The organism is Brevundimonas sp. NPDC007368 (assembly GCF_042869015.1).
Taxonomy (GTDB): Bacteria; Pseudomonadota; Alphaproteobacteria; order Caulobacterales; family Caulobacteraceae; genus Brevundimonas.
The window spans coordinates 290056-305146 of sequence record NZ_JBIAFA010000002.1 but is presented as its reverse complement, the minus strand read 5'-3'; the positions used below and the strand labels follow the sequence as shown (position 1 = coordinate 305146).

The 15091-nt window shown below is 66.2% G+C and carries 15 protein-coding genes; 3 read left to right on the top strand and 12 right to left on the bottom strand.

Features of this window, described 5'->3' with window-relative positions; translation table 11 throughout:
• Positions 1 to 62 precede the first annotated feature (62 nt).
• The 3 genes from gltX (at position 63) to ACFYLW_RS05155 (ending at position 3152) form a co-directional block, all read left to right on the top strand.
• A complete protein-coding gene (gene gltX / locus ACFYLW_RS05165; protein ID WP_312063477.1) occupies positions 63 to 1478 on the top strand; it encodes a glutamate--tRNA ligase in 1416 nt (471 codons plus the stop codon).
• Between the two features lie 65 nt (positions 1479 to 1543).
• On the top strand, positions 1544 to 2845 hold the full coding sequence (gene gltA, locus ACFYLW_RS05160) for a citrate synthase (protein WP_312063476.1): 1302 nt from the start codon (positions 1544 to 1546) through the stop codon (positions 2843 to 2845).
• A 133-nt stretch (positions 2846 to 2978) separates the two neighbouring features.
• Complete coding sequence (locus ACFYLW_RS05155) at positions 2979 to 3152, top strand: hypothetical protein (RefSeq protein WP_312063475.1); 174 nt, start codon at positions 2979 to 2981, stop codon at positions 3150 to 3152.
• An 88-nt stretch (positions 3153 to 3240) separates the two neighbouring features.
• On the opposite strand, the gene ACFYLW_RS05150 is transcribed toward ACFYLW_RS05155, so the two are convergent.
• The 12 genes from ACFYLW_RS05150 to uppS form a co-directional block, all read right to left on the bottom strand.
• Complete coding sequence (locus ACFYLW_RS05150; RefSeq protein ID WP_312063474.1) at positions 3241 to 3573, bottom strand: hypothetical protein; 333 nt, start codon at positions 3571 to 3573, stop codon at positions 3241 to 3243.
• A gap of 131 nt (positions 3574 to 3704) precedes the next feature.
• A complete protein-coding gene (gene lpxB, locus ACFYLW_RS05145; protein WP_312063473.1) occupies positions 3705 to 4871 on the bottom strand; it encodes a lipid-A-disaccharide synthase in 1167 nt (388 codons plus the stop codon).
• Entirely contained in the window at positions 4868 to 5719 is an 852-nt protein-coding gene (locus ACFYLW_RS05140) for a UDP-2,3-diacylglucosamine diphosphatase LpxI domain-containing protein (RefSeq protein ID WP_312063472.1), read from the bottom strand. Before ACFYLW_RS05140 ends, lpxB begins: the two co-directional genes overlap by 4 nt.
• Positions 5716 to 6504, bottom strand: a complete 789-nt coding sequence (lpxA, locus tag ACFYLW_RS05135) for an acyl-ACP--UDP-N-acetylglucosamine O-acyltransferase (protein WP_313472386.1) — start codon at positions 6502 to 6504, stop codon at positions 5716 to 5718. Before lpxA ends, ACFYLW_RS05140 begins: the two co-directional genes overlap by 4 nt.
• Positions 6501 to 6965, bottom strand: a complete 465-nt coding sequence (gene fabZ, locus ACFYLW_RS05130; RefSeq protein WP_025977361.1) for a 3-hydroxyacyl-ACP dehydratase FabZ — start codon at positions 6963 to 6965, stop codon at positions 6501 to 6503. The genes lpxA and fabZ overlap by 4 nt, the downstream gene beginning before the upstream one ends.
• Positions 6962 to 7981, bottom strand: coding sequence for a UDP-3-O-(3-hydroxymyristoyl)glucosamine N-acyltransferase (gene lpxD, locus ACFYLW_RS05125; RefSeq protein ID WP_312063469.1), 1020 nt, complete (start codon positions 7979 to 7981; stop codon positions 6962 to 6964). Before lpxD ends, fabZ begins: the two co-directional genes overlap by 4 nt.
• An 8-nt stretch (positions 7982 to 7989) precedes the next feature.
• Entirely contained in the window at positions 7990 to 8574 is a 585-nt protein-coding gene (locus tag ACFYLW_RS05120) for an OmpH family outer membrane protein (protein WP_312063467.1), read from the bottom strand.
• A 32-nt stretch (positions 8575 to 8606) separates the two neighbouring features.
• Positions 8607 to 11003, bottom strand: a complete 2397-nt coding sequence (gene bamA, locus ACFYLW_RS05115) for an outer membrane protein assembly factor BamA (RefSeq protein ID WP_312063465.1) — start codon at positions 11001 to 11003, stop codon at positions 8607 to 8609.
• A 53-nt stretch (positions 11004 to 11056) separates the two neighbouring features.
• Complete coding sequence (locus ACFYLW_RS05110) at positions 11057 to 12274, bottom strand: RIP metalloprotease (protein WP_312063464.1); 1218 nt, start codon at positions 12272 to 12274, stop codon at positions 11057 to 11059.
• Positions 12275 to 12297: 23 nt separating this feature from the next.
• A complete protein-coding gene (gene dxr / locus ACFYLW_RS05105) occupies positions 12298 to 13494 on the bottom strand; it encodes a 1-deoxy-D-xylulose-5-phosphate reductoisomerase (RefSeq protein WP_312063462.1) in 1197 nt (398 codons plus the stop codon).
• The gene (locus ACFYLW_RS05100; RefSeq protein WP_292082675.1) at positions 13491 to 14309 is read right to left on the bottom strand and encodes a phosphatidate cytidylyltransferase; all 819 of its coding nucleotides are present in this window, start codon (positions 14307 to 14309) and stop codon (positions 13491 to 13493) included. Before ACFYLW_RS05100 ends, dxr begins: the two co-directional genes overlap by 4 nt.
• Positions 14309 to 15076, bottom strand: a complete 768-nt coding sequence (gene uppS / locus ACFYLW_RS05095) for a polyprenyl diphosphate synthase (protein WP_312063461.1) — start codon at positions 15074 to 15076, stop codon at positions 14309 to 14311. The genes ACFYLW_RS05100 and uppS overlap by 1 nt, the downstream gene beginning before the upstream one ends.
• Positions 15077 to 15091: the final 15 nt, after the last annotated feature.

The following is a 15091-nucleotide window of genomic DNA, read 5'->3' as shown; positions in this document are numbered from 1 at the left end:
AGGCAAGGCTTCGCTTTGGCGCGCGCGGGCGTATAAGGGCCTCCGCAACGGACCCTTCCTGAATGACCTCCCCTTCCTCGACTGTCGTCACCCGCTTCGCCCCCTCGCCCACAGGCTACCTGCATATCGGCGGGGCGAGAACCGCGTTATTCAACTGGCTGTACGCCAAGAGCCGGGGCGGGAAATTCCTGATCCGCGTCGAAGACACGGACCGCGAGCGTTCGACCGACGACGCCGTCAAGGCCATCTTCGACGGCCTGTCCTGGCTGGAGCTGTTCGGCGACGAAGAGCCGGTCTTCCAGTTCGCCCGCGCCGACCGCCACCGCGAGGTCGCCGAGCAGTTGCTGGCCTCGGGCCATGCCTATCGCGACTTCCTGACCGCCGACGAAACCAACGCCCTGCGCGACGCCGCCAAGGCCGAGGGCCGCGACTTCGTCTCGCCCTGGCGCGACCGTGAACCGACCGTCGACGATCTGGCCAAGCCCTCCACCATCCGCTTCCGCCGCCCGCTGGATCAGGCCGTCGTGGTTGATGACGCGGTGCAAGGCAGCGTGCGCTGGGAATCCTCGTCGCTGGACGATCTGGTCATCGTGCGCTCGGACGGCGCCCCGACCTACAACCTGGCCGTGGTGGTGGACGACCACGACATGGGCGTGACCCACGTCATTCGCGGCGACGACCACCTGAACAACGCCGCCCGCCAGAGCCTGATCTATGACGCTCTGGGCTGGACCCGTCCGACCTTCGCCCACATCCCGCTGATCCACGGTCCCGACGGCGCCAAGCTGTCCAAGCGCCACGGCGCCCAGGCGGTTCATGAATACGCCGAGATGGGCTATCTGCCCGAGGCCATGCGCAACTATCTGGCGCGTCTGGGCTGGGCCCACGGCGACCACGAACTGTTCAGCGACGAACAGGCGATCGAATGGTTCGACCTGCCGGGCATCGGCAAGGCCCCCGCTCGCCTCGACTTCGACAAGCTGGCCCACGTCAACGCCCATTGGATCCGCCTAGCCGAGGACGATCGTCTGGCCAAGCTGACCCTGGACGCCCACCTGGCCCAGGGCCGCGCCCTGCAGCCCGACGACGAGGCCCGCCTGCTGCGCGCCATGCCCTTCGTCAAGGACCGCGCCAAGACCGTCGTGGAACTGGTCGCCCAGACCGAGTTCGTCCTGAAGCAGCGTCCGCTCGCTCTCGATGAGAAAACCCGTGGTTTGCTAAGCGGCGAAGGCGGCGAGCGAATTTCACGACTCCGTGAACGGCTCCGTCTTTTCCAGAGCTGGGACGTTTTCGCCCTCGAAGCCGAACTTAAGGCCTTCGCTGAGGAAGAAGGCGTAGGTTTCGGAAAAATAGGGCCTTCCATGCGCGGCGCTTTGACTGGCGGCTCGGTGTCGCCCGACATCGCGCGGATTCTTGCAGCCCTGGGACGCGACGAAGGTCTGGGGCGCTTGGATGATGCGCTGCAACAGACTAAGTGAACACCCATAACCACGCAGGCCGACGCCTCCCCGCGCCCGGTCGAAGGAAAACAAAAGGGGCCTAGATGACTGAACAAGCGAAACCCGCCGGCACGGCGACCTTCACCTACGGCGACAAGAACGTCGAACTTCCCGTCCTCGCGGGCTCGACCGGACCGGACGTCATCGACATCCGCAAGCTGTACGGCGCAACCGGCGCCTTCACCTTCGACCCGGGCTTCACCTCCACGGCCTCGTGCGAATCGGCTCTGACCTACATCGACGGCGACGCCGGCGTGCTGCTGCACCGCGGCTATCCCATCGACCAGCTGGCCGAAAAGTCGAACTTCATTGAAGTTTGCCACCTGCTGCTGCACGGCGAACTGCCGACCGCCGCCCAGTACGAGAAGTTCGAGCAGAGCGTCACGCGGCACACCATGCTGCACGCCCAGTTCGACCGCTTCTTCGAAGGCTTCCGTCGCGACGCCCACCCCATGTCGATCATGGTCGGCACTGTCGGCGCTCTGTCGGCCTTCTATCACGACAGCCTGGACATCCATGATCCGGTGCAGCGCGACATCTCGGCGATCCGCCTGATCGCCAAGATGCCGACCATCGCCGCCCGCGCCTACAAGTACCACATCGGCCAGCCCTTCATCTCGCCGCGCAACGACCTGTCGTACGCCGAGAACTTCCTGCGCATGTGCTTCGCCGTTCCGGCCGAGGATTATGTGGTCGATCCGGCCCTGGTCCGCGCCATGGACCGCATCTTCACCCTGCACGCCGACCACGAGCAAAACGCCTCGACCTCGACCGTCCGTCTGGCCGGTTCGTCGGGCGCCAACCCGTTCGCCTGTATCGCCGCCGGCATCGCCTGCCTGTGGGGCCCGTCGCACGGCGGCGCTAACGAAGAAGCGCTGAACATGCTCAAGGAAATCGGTACGCCGGACCGCATTCCTGAGTTCATCCAGGGCGTTAAGGACCGCAAGTACAAGCTGATGGGCTTCGGCCACCGCGTGTACAAGAACTACGATCCGCGCGCCAAGGTCATGCAGCAGTCGGCCTATGAAGTGCTGGCGGCTACCGGCCGTGAAAACGATCCGCTGTTCCAGGTCGCCAAGGAACTGGAACGCGTCGCCCTGTCGGACGAATACTTCACCTCGCGCAAGCTGTTCCCGAACGTCGATTTCTATTCGGGCATCACCCTGTCGGCGATGGGCTTCCCGACCACCATGTTCACCGTCCTGTTCGCCCTGGCGCGCACCGTGGGCTGGATCTCGCAGTGGCAAGAAATGATGTCGGATCCGACCCAGAAGATCGGTCGCCCGCGTCAGCTCTACACCGGCCCGACGCAACGCGACTACGTGTCGATCGAACAGCGCGGCTAAGGCCGTGTCGGGTCGAGAAGGCTGCACCTTCTGACCACGGCCAAACAAGAATGAAAAACGCCGGGGCGAAAGCTCCGGCGTTTTTTGTTCACCCCACGCCGCCGAAACGGCTCCGCCATGCTAGGGAATCGACATGAGCGACCACAAAGACGACGCCCCCGCCGCCGAGACCCCCGCCCAGAAGGCGCTGCGCCTGAAACAGGCCGCCCTGAAAGCGCGCTCCGGCCCGCCCCAGAAGGGCGGCCTGCAGCGCGACAAGTCGGTCACGGTAAAGTCCGGCACGAACAAGCCCTGGATGACGCGCTAAGCGGCCGTCTTGGGAGTCCGCTCAGGGTGGAAAGCGGTCTTTCGCCCTAGCGGCCGTGGAAGGACGCTAGGAGGGATGGTTCGTGCGCTCAATCCTCGCGAAAGCGCAATGTGAATTCAACGCGCGATCCCGCGCGGGAATTTCCTCTCAGGCGGGCTTCTGGCTTGGAAGCAGAGGCCAACGCGATCGCACCGAAGCCTTTGCCTTCTGGACGCTCGCTGACGATGCGACAGTCCGCTAGCCTTCGATCATCACCGACGGCACAGTTCAGAGTGACGGCGCCATCACGTTCGGTTGGGGTGAAGCTCCTGCCATAGACCGGCGTGCCATCGGCCGCAGTGCCGACGAGTTGCCCGCTAGATGCGCAGCCGCTGACGGCCAGGGCACATCCTAGCGCCGCAATCAACGATCGAACCTTCATGCGCGCCTCCGCTTTGCCGGAGGCTAGATCAGGGGATAGCGGAGCTCAACCGCGGACGTCGGGAATGTCCACAACGGGTCGAACGCGGACGCGCTTTGAGGCACCACACACCGACGTTACAGTCTGCACCTTCAGCCCTTTCGAGCCGCAATCACCCGCAGGACGGCGTCAGCCGCCAGTTCCGACGGGTCGGGCCCGCCCCGCCCCATCAGGTCCAGTGCGGCCGTCTGACGCGCAGCCTGATCAGCCGCCGCCTGCGGGTCGGCTAACAGCCGCCCGACCGCCTCGGTCAACTTCTCGGGAGTGGCGTCGTTCTGGATGAACTCGGGCGCGATGCGCTCGTCGGCGGCGATGTTGAACAGGGTGATGTGTTTGGCCGTCACCAGCTTCTTCATCAGCAGATAGGAAAGCCCGTCGATCTTGTAGGCGATGACCATGGGCGCACCGGCCAGGGCCAGTTCGGTGGAGACCGTGCCGCTGGTGGCCAGGGCGACATTGGCCGCTTTCATCGCATCGTACTTGTCGGCTTCGGGCGCCAGATGGGCGCGGAAGGGCCAGGCGGCGACACGGCCCGCCACATCGGCGGCGACCGTGCCGGCGGCGACCACGGCGATCTCCAGCGACGGGTTCGCCGCCTTCAGGCGCTTCACCGTCGCCTCGAAGACGGGCGTCATGCGGGTGATCTCGCTGGGGCGGCTGCCCGGCAGGACCAGCAGCAGGGGCGCATCGGCGGCGATTCCACGGGCGGCACGGAAACGGGCGCCGTCGGCGCCAGCCATGTCGACATGCAGGGCCTGTGACCCCACGACCGTCGTCGGCAGACCCTCGCGCTCGAACCAGGGCGCGTCAAAGCTGTAGAGCGACAGCAGATGATCGACGCTGGCGGCCAGGGTCTTGGCCCGACCCGGACGCGAGGCCCAGACCTGTGGTCCGACATACTTGATCAGCGGCACGCCGGGCAGCACCTCGCGCAGAGCCTTGGCCACGCGGATGGTGAAGCCCCAACTGTCGATCAGGACGACGGCGTCCGGCTGCTCGGCCTTGGCCAGGGCGACCGTGTCGGCCACCCGGCGCTTGACCAGACCATAGGCCTTCAGTCCCTCGATCCAGCCCAGGATGGACAGTTCGGCGATGTCGAACGGGCTGGCCACGCCCTCGGCCGCCATCTTGGGACCGCCGACGCCGACAAAGCTGACATCCGATCCCAGGCGCGTCTTCAGCGCTCGCCCCAGACCGGCGCCCAGGGCGTCGCCCGAGGCCTCGGCCGCCACCAGCATGATCTTCAGCGGACGGCTCATCTTTCCACGCCCCAGACGAACAGGCCCAGCCGATCGGCGGTCTCGACCAAGGCTTCATGGTCGATGATGATCAGGCGTCCAGCGAAACCGCCAATGCCCGCCAGACCGGCGGCGGCGGCCAGTTCGACCGTGCGCGGCCCGATGACCGGCATGTCCACCCGCAGGTCCTGGATCGGCTTGGGCGCCTTGCCCAGCGCCCCCTTCAGCACGCCGGGCGCGCCGCGCAGGTCGGCGGGCAGACCCGCGACGCGGCGCAACATCTCGTCCGTACCCTCCTGCGCCTCGACCGCCAAAACCAGACCGTCGCAGACGACTGCACCTTGGCCGATATCCAGTTCACCTGATTTTTCGGCAACGTGCAGCGCCTTCTTCAGGTCCTGCAGTTGCTCCCCTGTCGGCGTGACCGCGCCCAAGGCGCCCGCCGCCAAGGCTTCGCCACCCAAAATATCGTCGGCGCCCTCGACCGCATATCCCTCGGCCTCGAACACCGAGAGGATCTTGCGCAACAGGGCGTCGTCGCCCTTGGTGGCCGCCGCCACGATGCCAGGCAGCAGGGTCGCCCCTTTGAAATCCGGCTTCAGCGTCTTGAAATCAGGCCGGTTCACATAGCCCGCGAAACAGACGGCCTCACAACCCTCGGCCTTCATCGCCTTAAGGATACGGCCGATCTCGGCCATGCCGAACTCTACCCCCGGCCAGCGCACCAGATGCTCGTCGGCGAAGCCCGCCAGACGGATGATGAAGACCGCCCGCCCCTCGGCTTCGCACCGCGTCGCAATACGGATAGGCAGATCACCGGAACCCGCGATCAGGGCCAGCTTGGGCGCCCCAGATTCCGGGCTTGTCATTCCGCGTCCGGCAGGCAGAGCGGCCGCTTGGCGCCGTCGCGGATGAAGGCGACGATCTCCATGATCTCGGGCAGGTCGGCATAGGTCGTTTCGACCCGGTCCAGACGCTCGGCGAAGACGCCCTCGCCCTCGAACAGGTCGCGATAGGCGGCCAGCAGGCGACGCACCGCGTCCTTGCCGTAACCCTTGCGCTTCAGCCCGATCAGGTTGAGGCCGTGCAGGCTGGCGTGGTTGCCCCAGGCCGAGCCATAGGGGATAACGTCGCGCGTCACGGCGGCCAGACCGCCCACGATGGCGCCCTGCCCCACCCGGCCGTTCTGGTGCACGGCGCACAGGCCGCCCAGGAAGACCTTGTCGCCGACCTGGGCGTGACCGCCCAGGGTGGCGTTGTTGGCCATGACGACATTGTCGCCGACCACGCAGTCATGACCGACGTGGGCGCCCGTCATGAACAGGCCGTTCGAGCCGACGCGCGTCACGCCCGTCCCCTGCGGCGTGCCGCGGTTGAAGGTGGCGTGCTCCCGGATGACGTTGTCGGAGCCGATCTCCAGCCGCACTGGCTCGCCCTTGTAGCCGTTGTGCTGAGGATCGCCACCGATGACGGCGAAGGGATGGATGACCGTCCGCGCGCCGACGCTGGTGTCCTGCTGGACCACCACATGGCTGACCAGCTTGACGCCCTCGGCCAGGCTCACACCCGGGCCGACGACGCACCAGGGGCCGATCACGACGCCGTCGGCGATCTGGGCCGTGGCGTCGATGACGGCGGTCGGGTGGATGGTCACTGGGCAGGCTCCGCCACGGTGACGACCATGGCCATGAACTCGGCCTCGGCGGCCAGCTTGCCGTCGATGAAGGTCTCGCCGCGGAACTTGTAGGCGTCGCCGCGCGCGCGGATCACCTTGACCTCCATGCGCAGCTGGTCGCCCGGACGGGCGGGCTTGCGGAAGCGCACGCCGTCGATCGACATGAACATGATGACCTTGTCGGCCACGGCCACATCCAGCGACTTGGACATCAGCAGGGCGCCGGTCTGGGCCATGGCCTCGACGATCAGGACGCCCGGCATGACCGGGTCGATCGGGAAGTGGCCCGGAAAGAAGGGTTCGTTGTGGGTGACGTTCTTGATGCCGACGATCGAGGTCGCCGCCACGAAGTCCTCGGCCTTGTCGACCAGCAGGAAGGGATAGCGGTGCGGCAGGCGACGCATCACCTCGGCGTAATCGATCTTGTTGTCTTCGCTCATTCTTTCGATTCCTTCGCGCCCTTCTTCTGGGACGCCTGTTTGGACAGCCACACCGTCTCGCGCAAGAACTGGCGCAGCGGCTTGGCGGGATAGCCGGACCAGATCTCTCCCGGCGGAATATCGGCCAGGACGCCGCCGCCGGCCGCGACGCGCGCGCCTTCGCCGATGGCGATGTGGTCGCCCACGCCCGCCCGGCCGCCGAAGATGCAGTTGTCGCCGGTCGTGACCGAGCCGGAGATGCCGGTGTGGGCGGCCATCAGATTATTGCGCCCGATGACGCAGTTGTGGCCGATCATGACCAGATTATCGATCTTGGTGTTCTCGCCGATGACGGTGTCGTCATAGGCGCCCCGGTCGATGCAGGAGTTGGCCCCGACCGTCACCCCGTCCTGCAGGATGACCCGGCCCAACTGCGGAATGTCCACCGGGCCGGACTTCGACCCTGCGGCGCCGAATCCCGATTCGCCGATCCGCGCGCCGGCCAACAGCTTCACCCGGTCGCCCAGCAGAGCGAAACCAATGGTCACGCCCGGGCTGATCAAGCAGTCGCGGCCGATCTGGACGCCCGGCCCGACGACGGTGTTGGCGCCGATACGCGTGCCGCGCCCGATGCGGACCCCCTCGCCCAGCACCACGCCCGGCTCGATCACCACGGAGTCGTCCTCGGCGGCCTCGGCGGCGGTGATGGCCCGGTCCAGGCGGATCGATCGGTGCAGCACGGCCGAAGCCCGCGCCCAGCTCGCCTGCGCCTCGTCCGAGACGATGACGGCAGCGCCGGCGGGCGCCAGCTCGACCGCCGATGCCGGCACGATCACGCAGCCGGCCTGGGTCTCGGCCAGGGCGGCGGAGAACTTTCGGTCGCCCAGAAACGCAATCGCGCCCCGGTCCGCTGTGGACAGGGGCGCAACGGCCGAGATGACGACTTCGCCGCCCCGGACCACCTCCCCGCCGATGTGCTCGGCGAGGACAGCGACCGTCAGGGGCGACAGGGTCTGAAAGAACCTCGGATCGGGCATGGCCCGTCTTACGACTGCGGCTGCGCCGGAACCGGCATACGGTTGAAGCTGACCGTCGGCAGAGCCGTGTTCAGGCGCTGGATGACCAGCGGCGTCACGTCCATGGCCGGGTTCATGATGAAGACGCTTTCGCGGTCAACCAGGATGCCGCAACCCTTTTCTTGATAGACGGCGACCAGGATCGGCTCGATGGCTTCCGAGATCTTCTTGCGCTGTTCGGCCAGGGTGTAGCGCAGTTCGTTGTCGCGGGTCTGCTCCAGTTGCTGGGCTTCCTGAGCACGCTGCTGCAGGGCCTGACGACGCTGGTTCAGTTGGTCGGCCGGGATGGTGGTCGCGCCCTGCTGCAGGGCCTGATACTCGGTTTGCAACTGCGTGGCGTAAGGGGCGATCTCACCCTGCACTTCCTGCGCCAGTTGCTCCATGCGGGCCTGAACGGCTTGGCCGACGGTCGACTGGGCCAGGGCCTGCTGGTTGAAATAGACGCAGACGCCCGGGATCACCGGGCCGGGGTTGGCCGGACCTTGCGACTGGGCCAGGGCCGACGAGGCGGCCAGCGAAGCGACGGCGAAAGCGCTGATAGCGAACAGTTTCATCTTGAACCTTTGAGCAGTCTGGAAGGCTGCAGTTAGAACTGGGTCGAGGTGGAGAAGCGGAAGGTCTCGGTCTTGTCGTAGTCTTCCTTGGACAGAACCTTGGACAGGTCGAAGCGGATCGGCCCCATCGGCGACCGCCAGTGGATGCTGAGGCCCGCAGCGGCCCTCAGGGCGAGATCGTCCACGATGTTCGGATTGGGGGCGCCTGTGACAGAATCGACCTGATAACGGTCGTCCAGCATGCCCAGAGTGCCGACATCCGCGAACAGCGAGGTCTTGATGCCGTATTCTTCGGGCAGATAGTTCGGCACCGTCAGTTCAACCGTTCCGATGGCGTAGAAGTTGCCGCCCAAGGCGTCGGTCGTCGTCAGGTCGCGTGCGCCCATGCCGGCGGTTTCAAAGCCGCGGAAGGTGTTGCCGCCCTTGAAGAAGCGATCGTTGATCCGGATGGGATCGCCGTTCCAGCCGCTAACGTAACCGGTCGAGCCTTGCAGGCTGACCACCCATTTCGGCGTGATGCCATAGTACCAGGACGCGTCGGCCTCGGTCTTCAGGTAGTTCACGTCGCCGCCGATACCGGCGAAGTCCTGACGCAGGGACGCCGACCAGCCGCGCGTCGGGCGAACCGGATCATTGGTCCGGTTGACCATCAGCGTGTAGCCCGCCGACGAGTTGAGGAACGACCCCGCCTGATCGCAGAGCGCCGACGACCCGGTGCCGTTGCAGTAGCCGAACGGAATGATGACTTCATCGGACTTCAGGAAGTAGCGCACGCTGAAGCGCGAATAGCCGTTCAACGGATAGCTGAGACGCAAACCGCCGCCGGTCGAGCGATAGTCGTACGAGGAGTACTCGCTCAGATCGTATCGCGTGTGGAACAGATCGAAGCCCGCCCCCACGTCGCGCCCCAGGAACTTCGGCTCGGTGAAGCGGAAGTCGATCTGCTGACGCAGCGAACCCCATTCCGCGCGCGCCACGAAGTTCTGACCACGACCACGGAAGTTGCGCTCGGTAATGCCCAGGTTCAGGACGAAGGAATCGACCGAGCTGAAGCCGGCGCCGACGGACAGTTCGCCGGTGGGTTGCTCCTCGACGGTGACGTTAACGACCGAACGGTCCGGCGCGCTGCCGCGCGTCTCCTCGATCTTGACGTCCTTGAAGAAGCCCAGGGCGCGCAGATTGTTGCGCGAGCGCTCGACCAGCGAGCGGTTGAAGGCGTCCCCTTCGCCGACCATCAGCTCGCGGCGAATGACTGAATCCAGGGTCCGCGTGTTCCCCACCACGTTGATGCGGTCGATATAGACGCGCTGGCCTTCCTTGATGTTGAAGGTGACGTCGACCTTGTCGGTTTCCGGGTTGGCGCGATAGGTCGGGTTGATCTCGACAAAGGCGTAACCGGCCGAACCCGCCGCGAAGGTCAGGGTGTCGACGGCGCTCTCGATGCGGTCGCTTTCATACAGGTCGCCCGAGCGGATCGGCAGCAGACGCTGCAGGAAGTCGGCGTTCAGACGATCGTTCTCGGTGACGACCTTGACCTCGCCGAAGGTATAGCGATCGCCCTCGTCCAGCGTCAGCGTCATGCCGAAGGCGCTGTTGTCAGGCTTCAGCTCCGCCACCGACGACAGGATACGGAAGTCGTAATAGCCCCGGTTCGTATAGAACTTCCGCAGCTGCTCACGGTCGTAATCCAGGCGGTTCGGATCGTAGTTGTCGTTCGAGCTGAACAGCCGCCACCAGCTGGACTGCTTGGTGACCATGACCTCACGCAGGTCGCTGTCCGAGAAGGCGGTATTGCCCAGGAAGGTGATCGCGGCGACGCCCGTCTCCGGACCTTCGTCGATCTCGAACACCACATCGACGCGGTTCTGATCCAGTTGCACCAGCTTCGGCGTCACCGTGGCCGAGATCCGACCCGACAGGCGGTACAGTTCGACGATCTTGCCGACGTCTTCCTGGACGCGGGCGCGCGTGTAGATGCCGCGCGGCTTGATCGTGACCTCGTCGGTCAGCTTCTTGACCGCGAGCGCCTTGTTCCCCTCGAACGTCACCTGATTGATGATCGGGTTTTCCGCGATCTCGACGATCAGGTCGCCGTTCGGCTGCAGGCCCAACTGCACGTTGGCGAACAGGTTCGTCCGGGACAGGGTGCGCACCGCGACGTCGATCGTCGCCGCGTCGATGGTGTCGCCCGGCTGGATCGGCAGGTAGGACAGGACGGTCGTCTGGTCGATGCGCTGGTTGCCGCGTACGAGAATGCGGTTGACCACGCCGCGCTCTTCCGCAGGCGCGGTCACTACGACTTGCGGGTCCTGCCCGGGCGCCGCTCCGGCGACGGGCGCCGTCTGGGCCAGCGCAGGTCCGGCCAGGCCCGCGGCGACAGCCAGGGCCAGGGCGCTGGGTCCAAGGATACGGCCACGGGTTCGGATCATAAGGCGACTGTCGTTCTGAATCATTCGGGGAACCATCGGGGGCTGGCGTCGGCTCACGAGACGAGCCCGCCGAGGAATTTGAAGAGATTGAGTTTCTGCAGGTCGTTCCAGGTCGCGAACAACATTAAACTGGCCAGCAAAGCAAGACCGACACGATATCCCGCCTCCTGAACCCTGGCCGCCACGGGCCTGCGCGCCACCGCCTCATAGGCGTAGAACATCAGATGCCCCCCATCCAACACCGGAACCGGCATCAGATTTAGAAAGCCGATTCCGACCGAAAGTATGGCGGCGAAGCTGGTCAGCGTCAGCAGGAGATTTCCCGCCATTGCCACGGGATCAGGATTGGCGGCCACCGCGGCGTTGGTCAGGGCGCCAGAAGCCTTGGCGATGCCCAGGGGGCCGCTGAACTGATCGCCCGATTCACGGCCGCTGAAGATCCGGCCGATATAGGTGAAGGTGGTGCTCAGGATAGCGCCCGTTTCCTTGACCCCCTGCCCCATGGCGGCGATCGGTCCATAGCGGACATGGCGCACCTCATCGCGGCTGGAGCCAAGGCCCAGCCCGACGCGGCCGATGGAAACCCGACCGGCGATGGGGTCGTTCTCGACCCGACGCTCAGGCGTGGCGGTCAGCTGAACTTCGGCGCCGGCGCGCTCGACCGTGAAGGCCACCGGATCGCCGCTGCTCAGGGCCACCACGCGCGTGACCTCGCCGCCGTCGGCGATCAGCTTGCCGTTGACGCGGGTGATCAGGTCGCCGGGCAGGAAACCGGCGGCTGCAGCCGGCGATTCCGGCTGCACCTGCACGACCCGCGCGGGACGGAGTTCGACGCCCACCAGGCTGAACAACAGGGTGAAGATGAAGATGGCCAGCACGAAATTGGCGAATGGGCCGCCAGCAACGACCAGGGCGCGCTGCCACAAGGGCTTGAAATACAGGTAATCCTTCTCGGCGCCATGACCATGCTCGGCCACGACTGCCGTCTTCAGCGCATCCAGCCCGGCCTTGTCCGGCACGCCCGTCGCGTCAAGATCACCGGCGAACTTGACGTAACCGCCCAGCGGCAGCCAGCCCAGACGCCATTCAACGCCGTGCTTGTCGGTGCGCTGGAAGATGGCGCGGCCGAAACCGATGGAGAAGCGCTCCATCTTCACGCCGAAGGCGCGTGCCGTCAGAAAATGTCCCAGTTCGTGAACAGTGACGACCAGGGTCAGCACCAGCAGGAACGGCACGACATAGATCAGGGCTTGCCCGATAATTCCTAGCATGCCGGTCACTGTCTCCGTCGCCCTCAGGCAGCAATCGCGAGCGAAGCGATAATGTCGTTCGCGATCCGTCGGGCCGCCGCGTCCACGGCCAAAGCCGCGTCGCAGGCGTCGTCGGAACCGGAATCCATCCCCGCGTTCGTCGCACGCTCCAAGGTGTCCGCGACGACTGCGGCAATATTGAGAAAGCCCAGCCGACGGTCAAGGAAGGCCAGGGCCGCGACTTCATTGGCCGCATTGAAGACGATGGGCGCCACGCCGCCCGCCGCCAGGGCCTCGCGCGCCAACCGCAGGGCTGGGAACCGCGCCATATCGGGCGCCTCGAAGGTCAAACGACCCAAAGCGGCCAGATCCAGCCTGGGCGCGGGCCAAGCCATGCGGTCCGGCCAGGCCAGGGCGCAGGCGATCGGCGTCTTCATGTCCGGCGGGCCCATCTGGGCCAGGGTCGAACCATCCACATATTCCACAAGGCTGTGGATGATTGATTCCGGGTGAACCACGACGTCGATCCGGTCGCCGCTCATGGCGAACAGATAGGCCGCCTCGATCAGTTCCAGACCCTTGTTGGCCATGGTGGCGCTGTCGACCGAAATCTTGGCGCCCATGCTCCAGTTCGGATGGGCCACTGCCTGCTCCGGCGTGATCCGGCCCATGGCTTCGCGCGGCAGGGTGCGGAAGGGCCCGCCCGAGGCGGTCAGCACCAGTTTCGACACCTGCTCGGGCGCCTCGGCCGGAAAGACCTGGAATATGGCGGAATGTTCGGAATCGACAGGGATCAGCTTGCCGCCGCTGCGCTTGACCCGCTCGATCAGGGCCGGACCACAGCAGACCAGGCTTTCCTTGTTCGCCAAAGCCAGGGTCGCGCCGGTGCCAGCGGCGGCCCAGGCCGAGCGCAGGCCCGCCGAACCGACGATGGACGCCATGACCCAATCCACGGGCCGCATTGCGGCCTCGACGATGGCTTCAGGGCCAGCAGCGGCCTCGACTTCGGTCCCAGCCAGGGCGTCGCGCAGTTCCGGCAGACGGGCAGGATCAGCCGTCACGGCCAGCTTGGGTCGCCAACGTCGGGCCTGTTCGGCCAGACGCGCGATATTATTGCCGCCGGTCAGCACCTCGACCTGAAACGCACCGGATCCGGCCGCCTCAGCCTGAGCCATCAGGTCCAGCGTCGACGTTCCGACCGAGCCGGTCGAGCCCAGGACGCTGACCTTGCGGGCGATCATGCGCCCTGCCCCAGCATGAGGACGATGACGCGTCCAGCCGCCACGACCACGACCGCGAACATCAGACCGTCGACTCGATCCAGCAAGCCGCCGTGGCCGGGAATGATGTTGCCCGCATCCTTGACCCCGAAGCGACGCTTCAGCGCCGATTCCCACAGATCGCCCGCCATGGTGGCCAGAGCTGCCGCCAGACCCAGGACGCCGCCCCAGAAGACGTTCAATCGGCCCATTTCCAGCCAGCCCGCCATGGCGGCGCCGGCGATCATCCCAGCCAGCAGGCCGCCGATAAAGCCGGACCAGGTCTTGTTGGGCGAAAAGCGCGGCCACAGCTTGGGCCCGCCTACGGCGCTGCCCACCAGATAGGCCAGAATGTCCGAGGCCCAAGCCACGGCGAAGACCAGAACGGTCCAGTAGAGGCCCTGCGCGTCGTTCAGATCGCGCAGCCAGATCAGCAGGACGCACGGCCAGCCGAGGTAGAGAACGCCATAGGCCGCGTCCAGCGCCTCGGCGCCGCGCGATCTCGCGAACAATCCCGCCGCCAGAGCGCCGAAGACCAGCAACACCAGCGCCAGTGACATCTGCCCGATGTGCGCCGCGACCACGGCGATGATCAAAGCCAGGGCCACGGCCGTGCCGACCGAACGCCAGAAGCGCGGCGCGCTCATCCGCGCCCACTCGAACGCCAGCAGGCCGCAAGCCGCCACCACCAGGGCGCAGAACCAGCCGCCGCCTGCCCAGGTGGCCAGCACCGCCGCCGGCGCAAGCACCACGGCCGAGGCCGCTCTCAGCCCGATGTCACCGATCTTCAACGCCATCAGCCCGCCGCCGTCTTCGCAGCGGTCACGTCCGGCGAGGCGTCGCGCCCGCCAAATCTACGCTCGCGATTGCCAAATACCGACACCGCCTCGCCCAGCGCCTCGCCCCCGTAGTCGGGCCACAGGATGTCCTGGAATACCAGTTCGGCATAGGCGGCTTCCCACAGCAGGAAGTTGGACAGCCGCTGCTCGCCGGAAGTCCGCACGATCAGATCGACCGGCGGGGCACCTGCCGTCGACAGCCCGGCACCGAGGTCCTCCTCGGTGACGTCACCGTCAAACTGTCCGGCGCGAGCCTGATCGACCAGCCGCTGCGCCGCATCGACGAGGTCCGCCCGGCCGCCGTAGTTGAAAGCCACCTGCAGCAGGAAGGCCGTATTGTGCGCCGTCTGCGCTTCGGCGCGATCGACGATGGCGGCGATATCGCTGGGCAGACCCTTGCGACGACCCAGGACGCGAATGCACACGCCCGCCTCGTCCAGACGCTTCAGATCGCTGCCGACAAAGGCCCGCACCAGACCCATCAGGTCCGACACCTCGTCCGCCGGCCGGCTCCAGTTTTCGGTCGAGAAGCCGAACACGGTCAGGCAGCGGATGCCGAAATCCGGCGCCGCCTTGATGGTGCGACGCAGCGCCTGGACCCCCTCGCGGTGACCCATGACGCGCGGCAAACCGCGACGCTCGGCCCAGCGACCGTTGCCGTCCATGATCAGGGCGACGTGACGAGGCCCCTTCTCAGGCGCCGTGGCGACGGTCTCGGCCGACATTGTTAAGATCCCTCC

Excerpts from the sequence above, each read along its gene's own strand:
- gltX (WP_312063477.1), top strand. The coding sequence starts at position 63 with ATGACCTCCCCTTCCTCGACTGTCGTCACCCGCTTCGCCCCCTCGCCC.
- gltA (WP_312063476.1), top strand. The coding sequence starts at position 1,544 with ATGACTGAACAAGCGAAACCCGCCGGCACGGCGACCTTCACCTACGGC.
- ACFYLW_RS05155 (WP_312063475.1), top strand. The coding sequence starts at position 2,979 with ATGAGCGACCACAAAGACGACGCCCCCGCCGCCGAGACCCCCGCCCAG.
- ACFYLW_RS05150 (WP_312063474.1), bottom strand. The coding sequence starts at position 3,573 with ATGAAGGTTCGATCGTTGATTGCGGCGCTAGGATGTGCCCTGGCCGTC.
- lpxB (WP_312063473.1), bottom strand. The coding sequence starts at position 4,871 with ATGAGCCGTCCGCTGAAGATCATGCTGGTGGCGGCCGAGGCCTCGGGC.
- ACFYLW_RS05140 (WP_312063472.1), bottom strand. The coding sequence starts at position 5,719 with ATGACAAGCCCGGAATCTGGGGCGCCCAAGCTGGCCCTGATCGCGGGT.
- fabZ (WP_025977361.1), bottom strand. The coding sequence starts at position 6,965 with ATGAGCGAAGACAACAAGATCGATTACGCCGAGGTGATGCGTCGCCTG.
- lpxD (WP_312063469.1), bottom strand. The coding sequence starts at position 7,981 with ATGCCCGATCCGAGGTTCTTTCAGACCCTGTCGCCCCTGACGGTCGCT.
- ACFYLW_RS05120 (WP_312063467.1), bottom strand. The coding sequence starts at position 8,574 with ATGAAACTGTTCGCTATCAGCGCTTTCGCCGTCGCTTCGCTGGCCGCC.
- bamA (WP_312063465.1), bottom strand. The coding sequence starts at position 11,003 with ATGATCCGAACCCGTGGCCGTATCCTTGGACCCAGCGCCCTGGCCCTG.
- ACFYLW_RS05110 (WP_312063464.1), bottom strand. The coding sequence starts at position 12,274 with ATGCTAGGAATTATCGGGCAAGCCCTGATCTATGTCGTGCCGTTCCTG.
- dxr (WP_312063462.1), bottom strand. The coding sequence starts at position 13,494 with ATGATCGCCCGCAAGGTCAGCGTCCTGGGCTCGACCGGCTCGGTCGGA.
- ACFYLW_RS05100 (WP_292082675.1), bottom strand. The coding sequence starts at position 14,309 with ATGGCGTTGAAGATCGGTGACATCGGGCTGAGAGCGGCCTCGGCCGTG.
- uppS (WP_312063461.1), bottom strand. The coding sequence starts at position 15,076 with ATGTCGGCCGAGACCGTCGCCACGGCGCCTGAGAAGGGGCCTCGTCAC.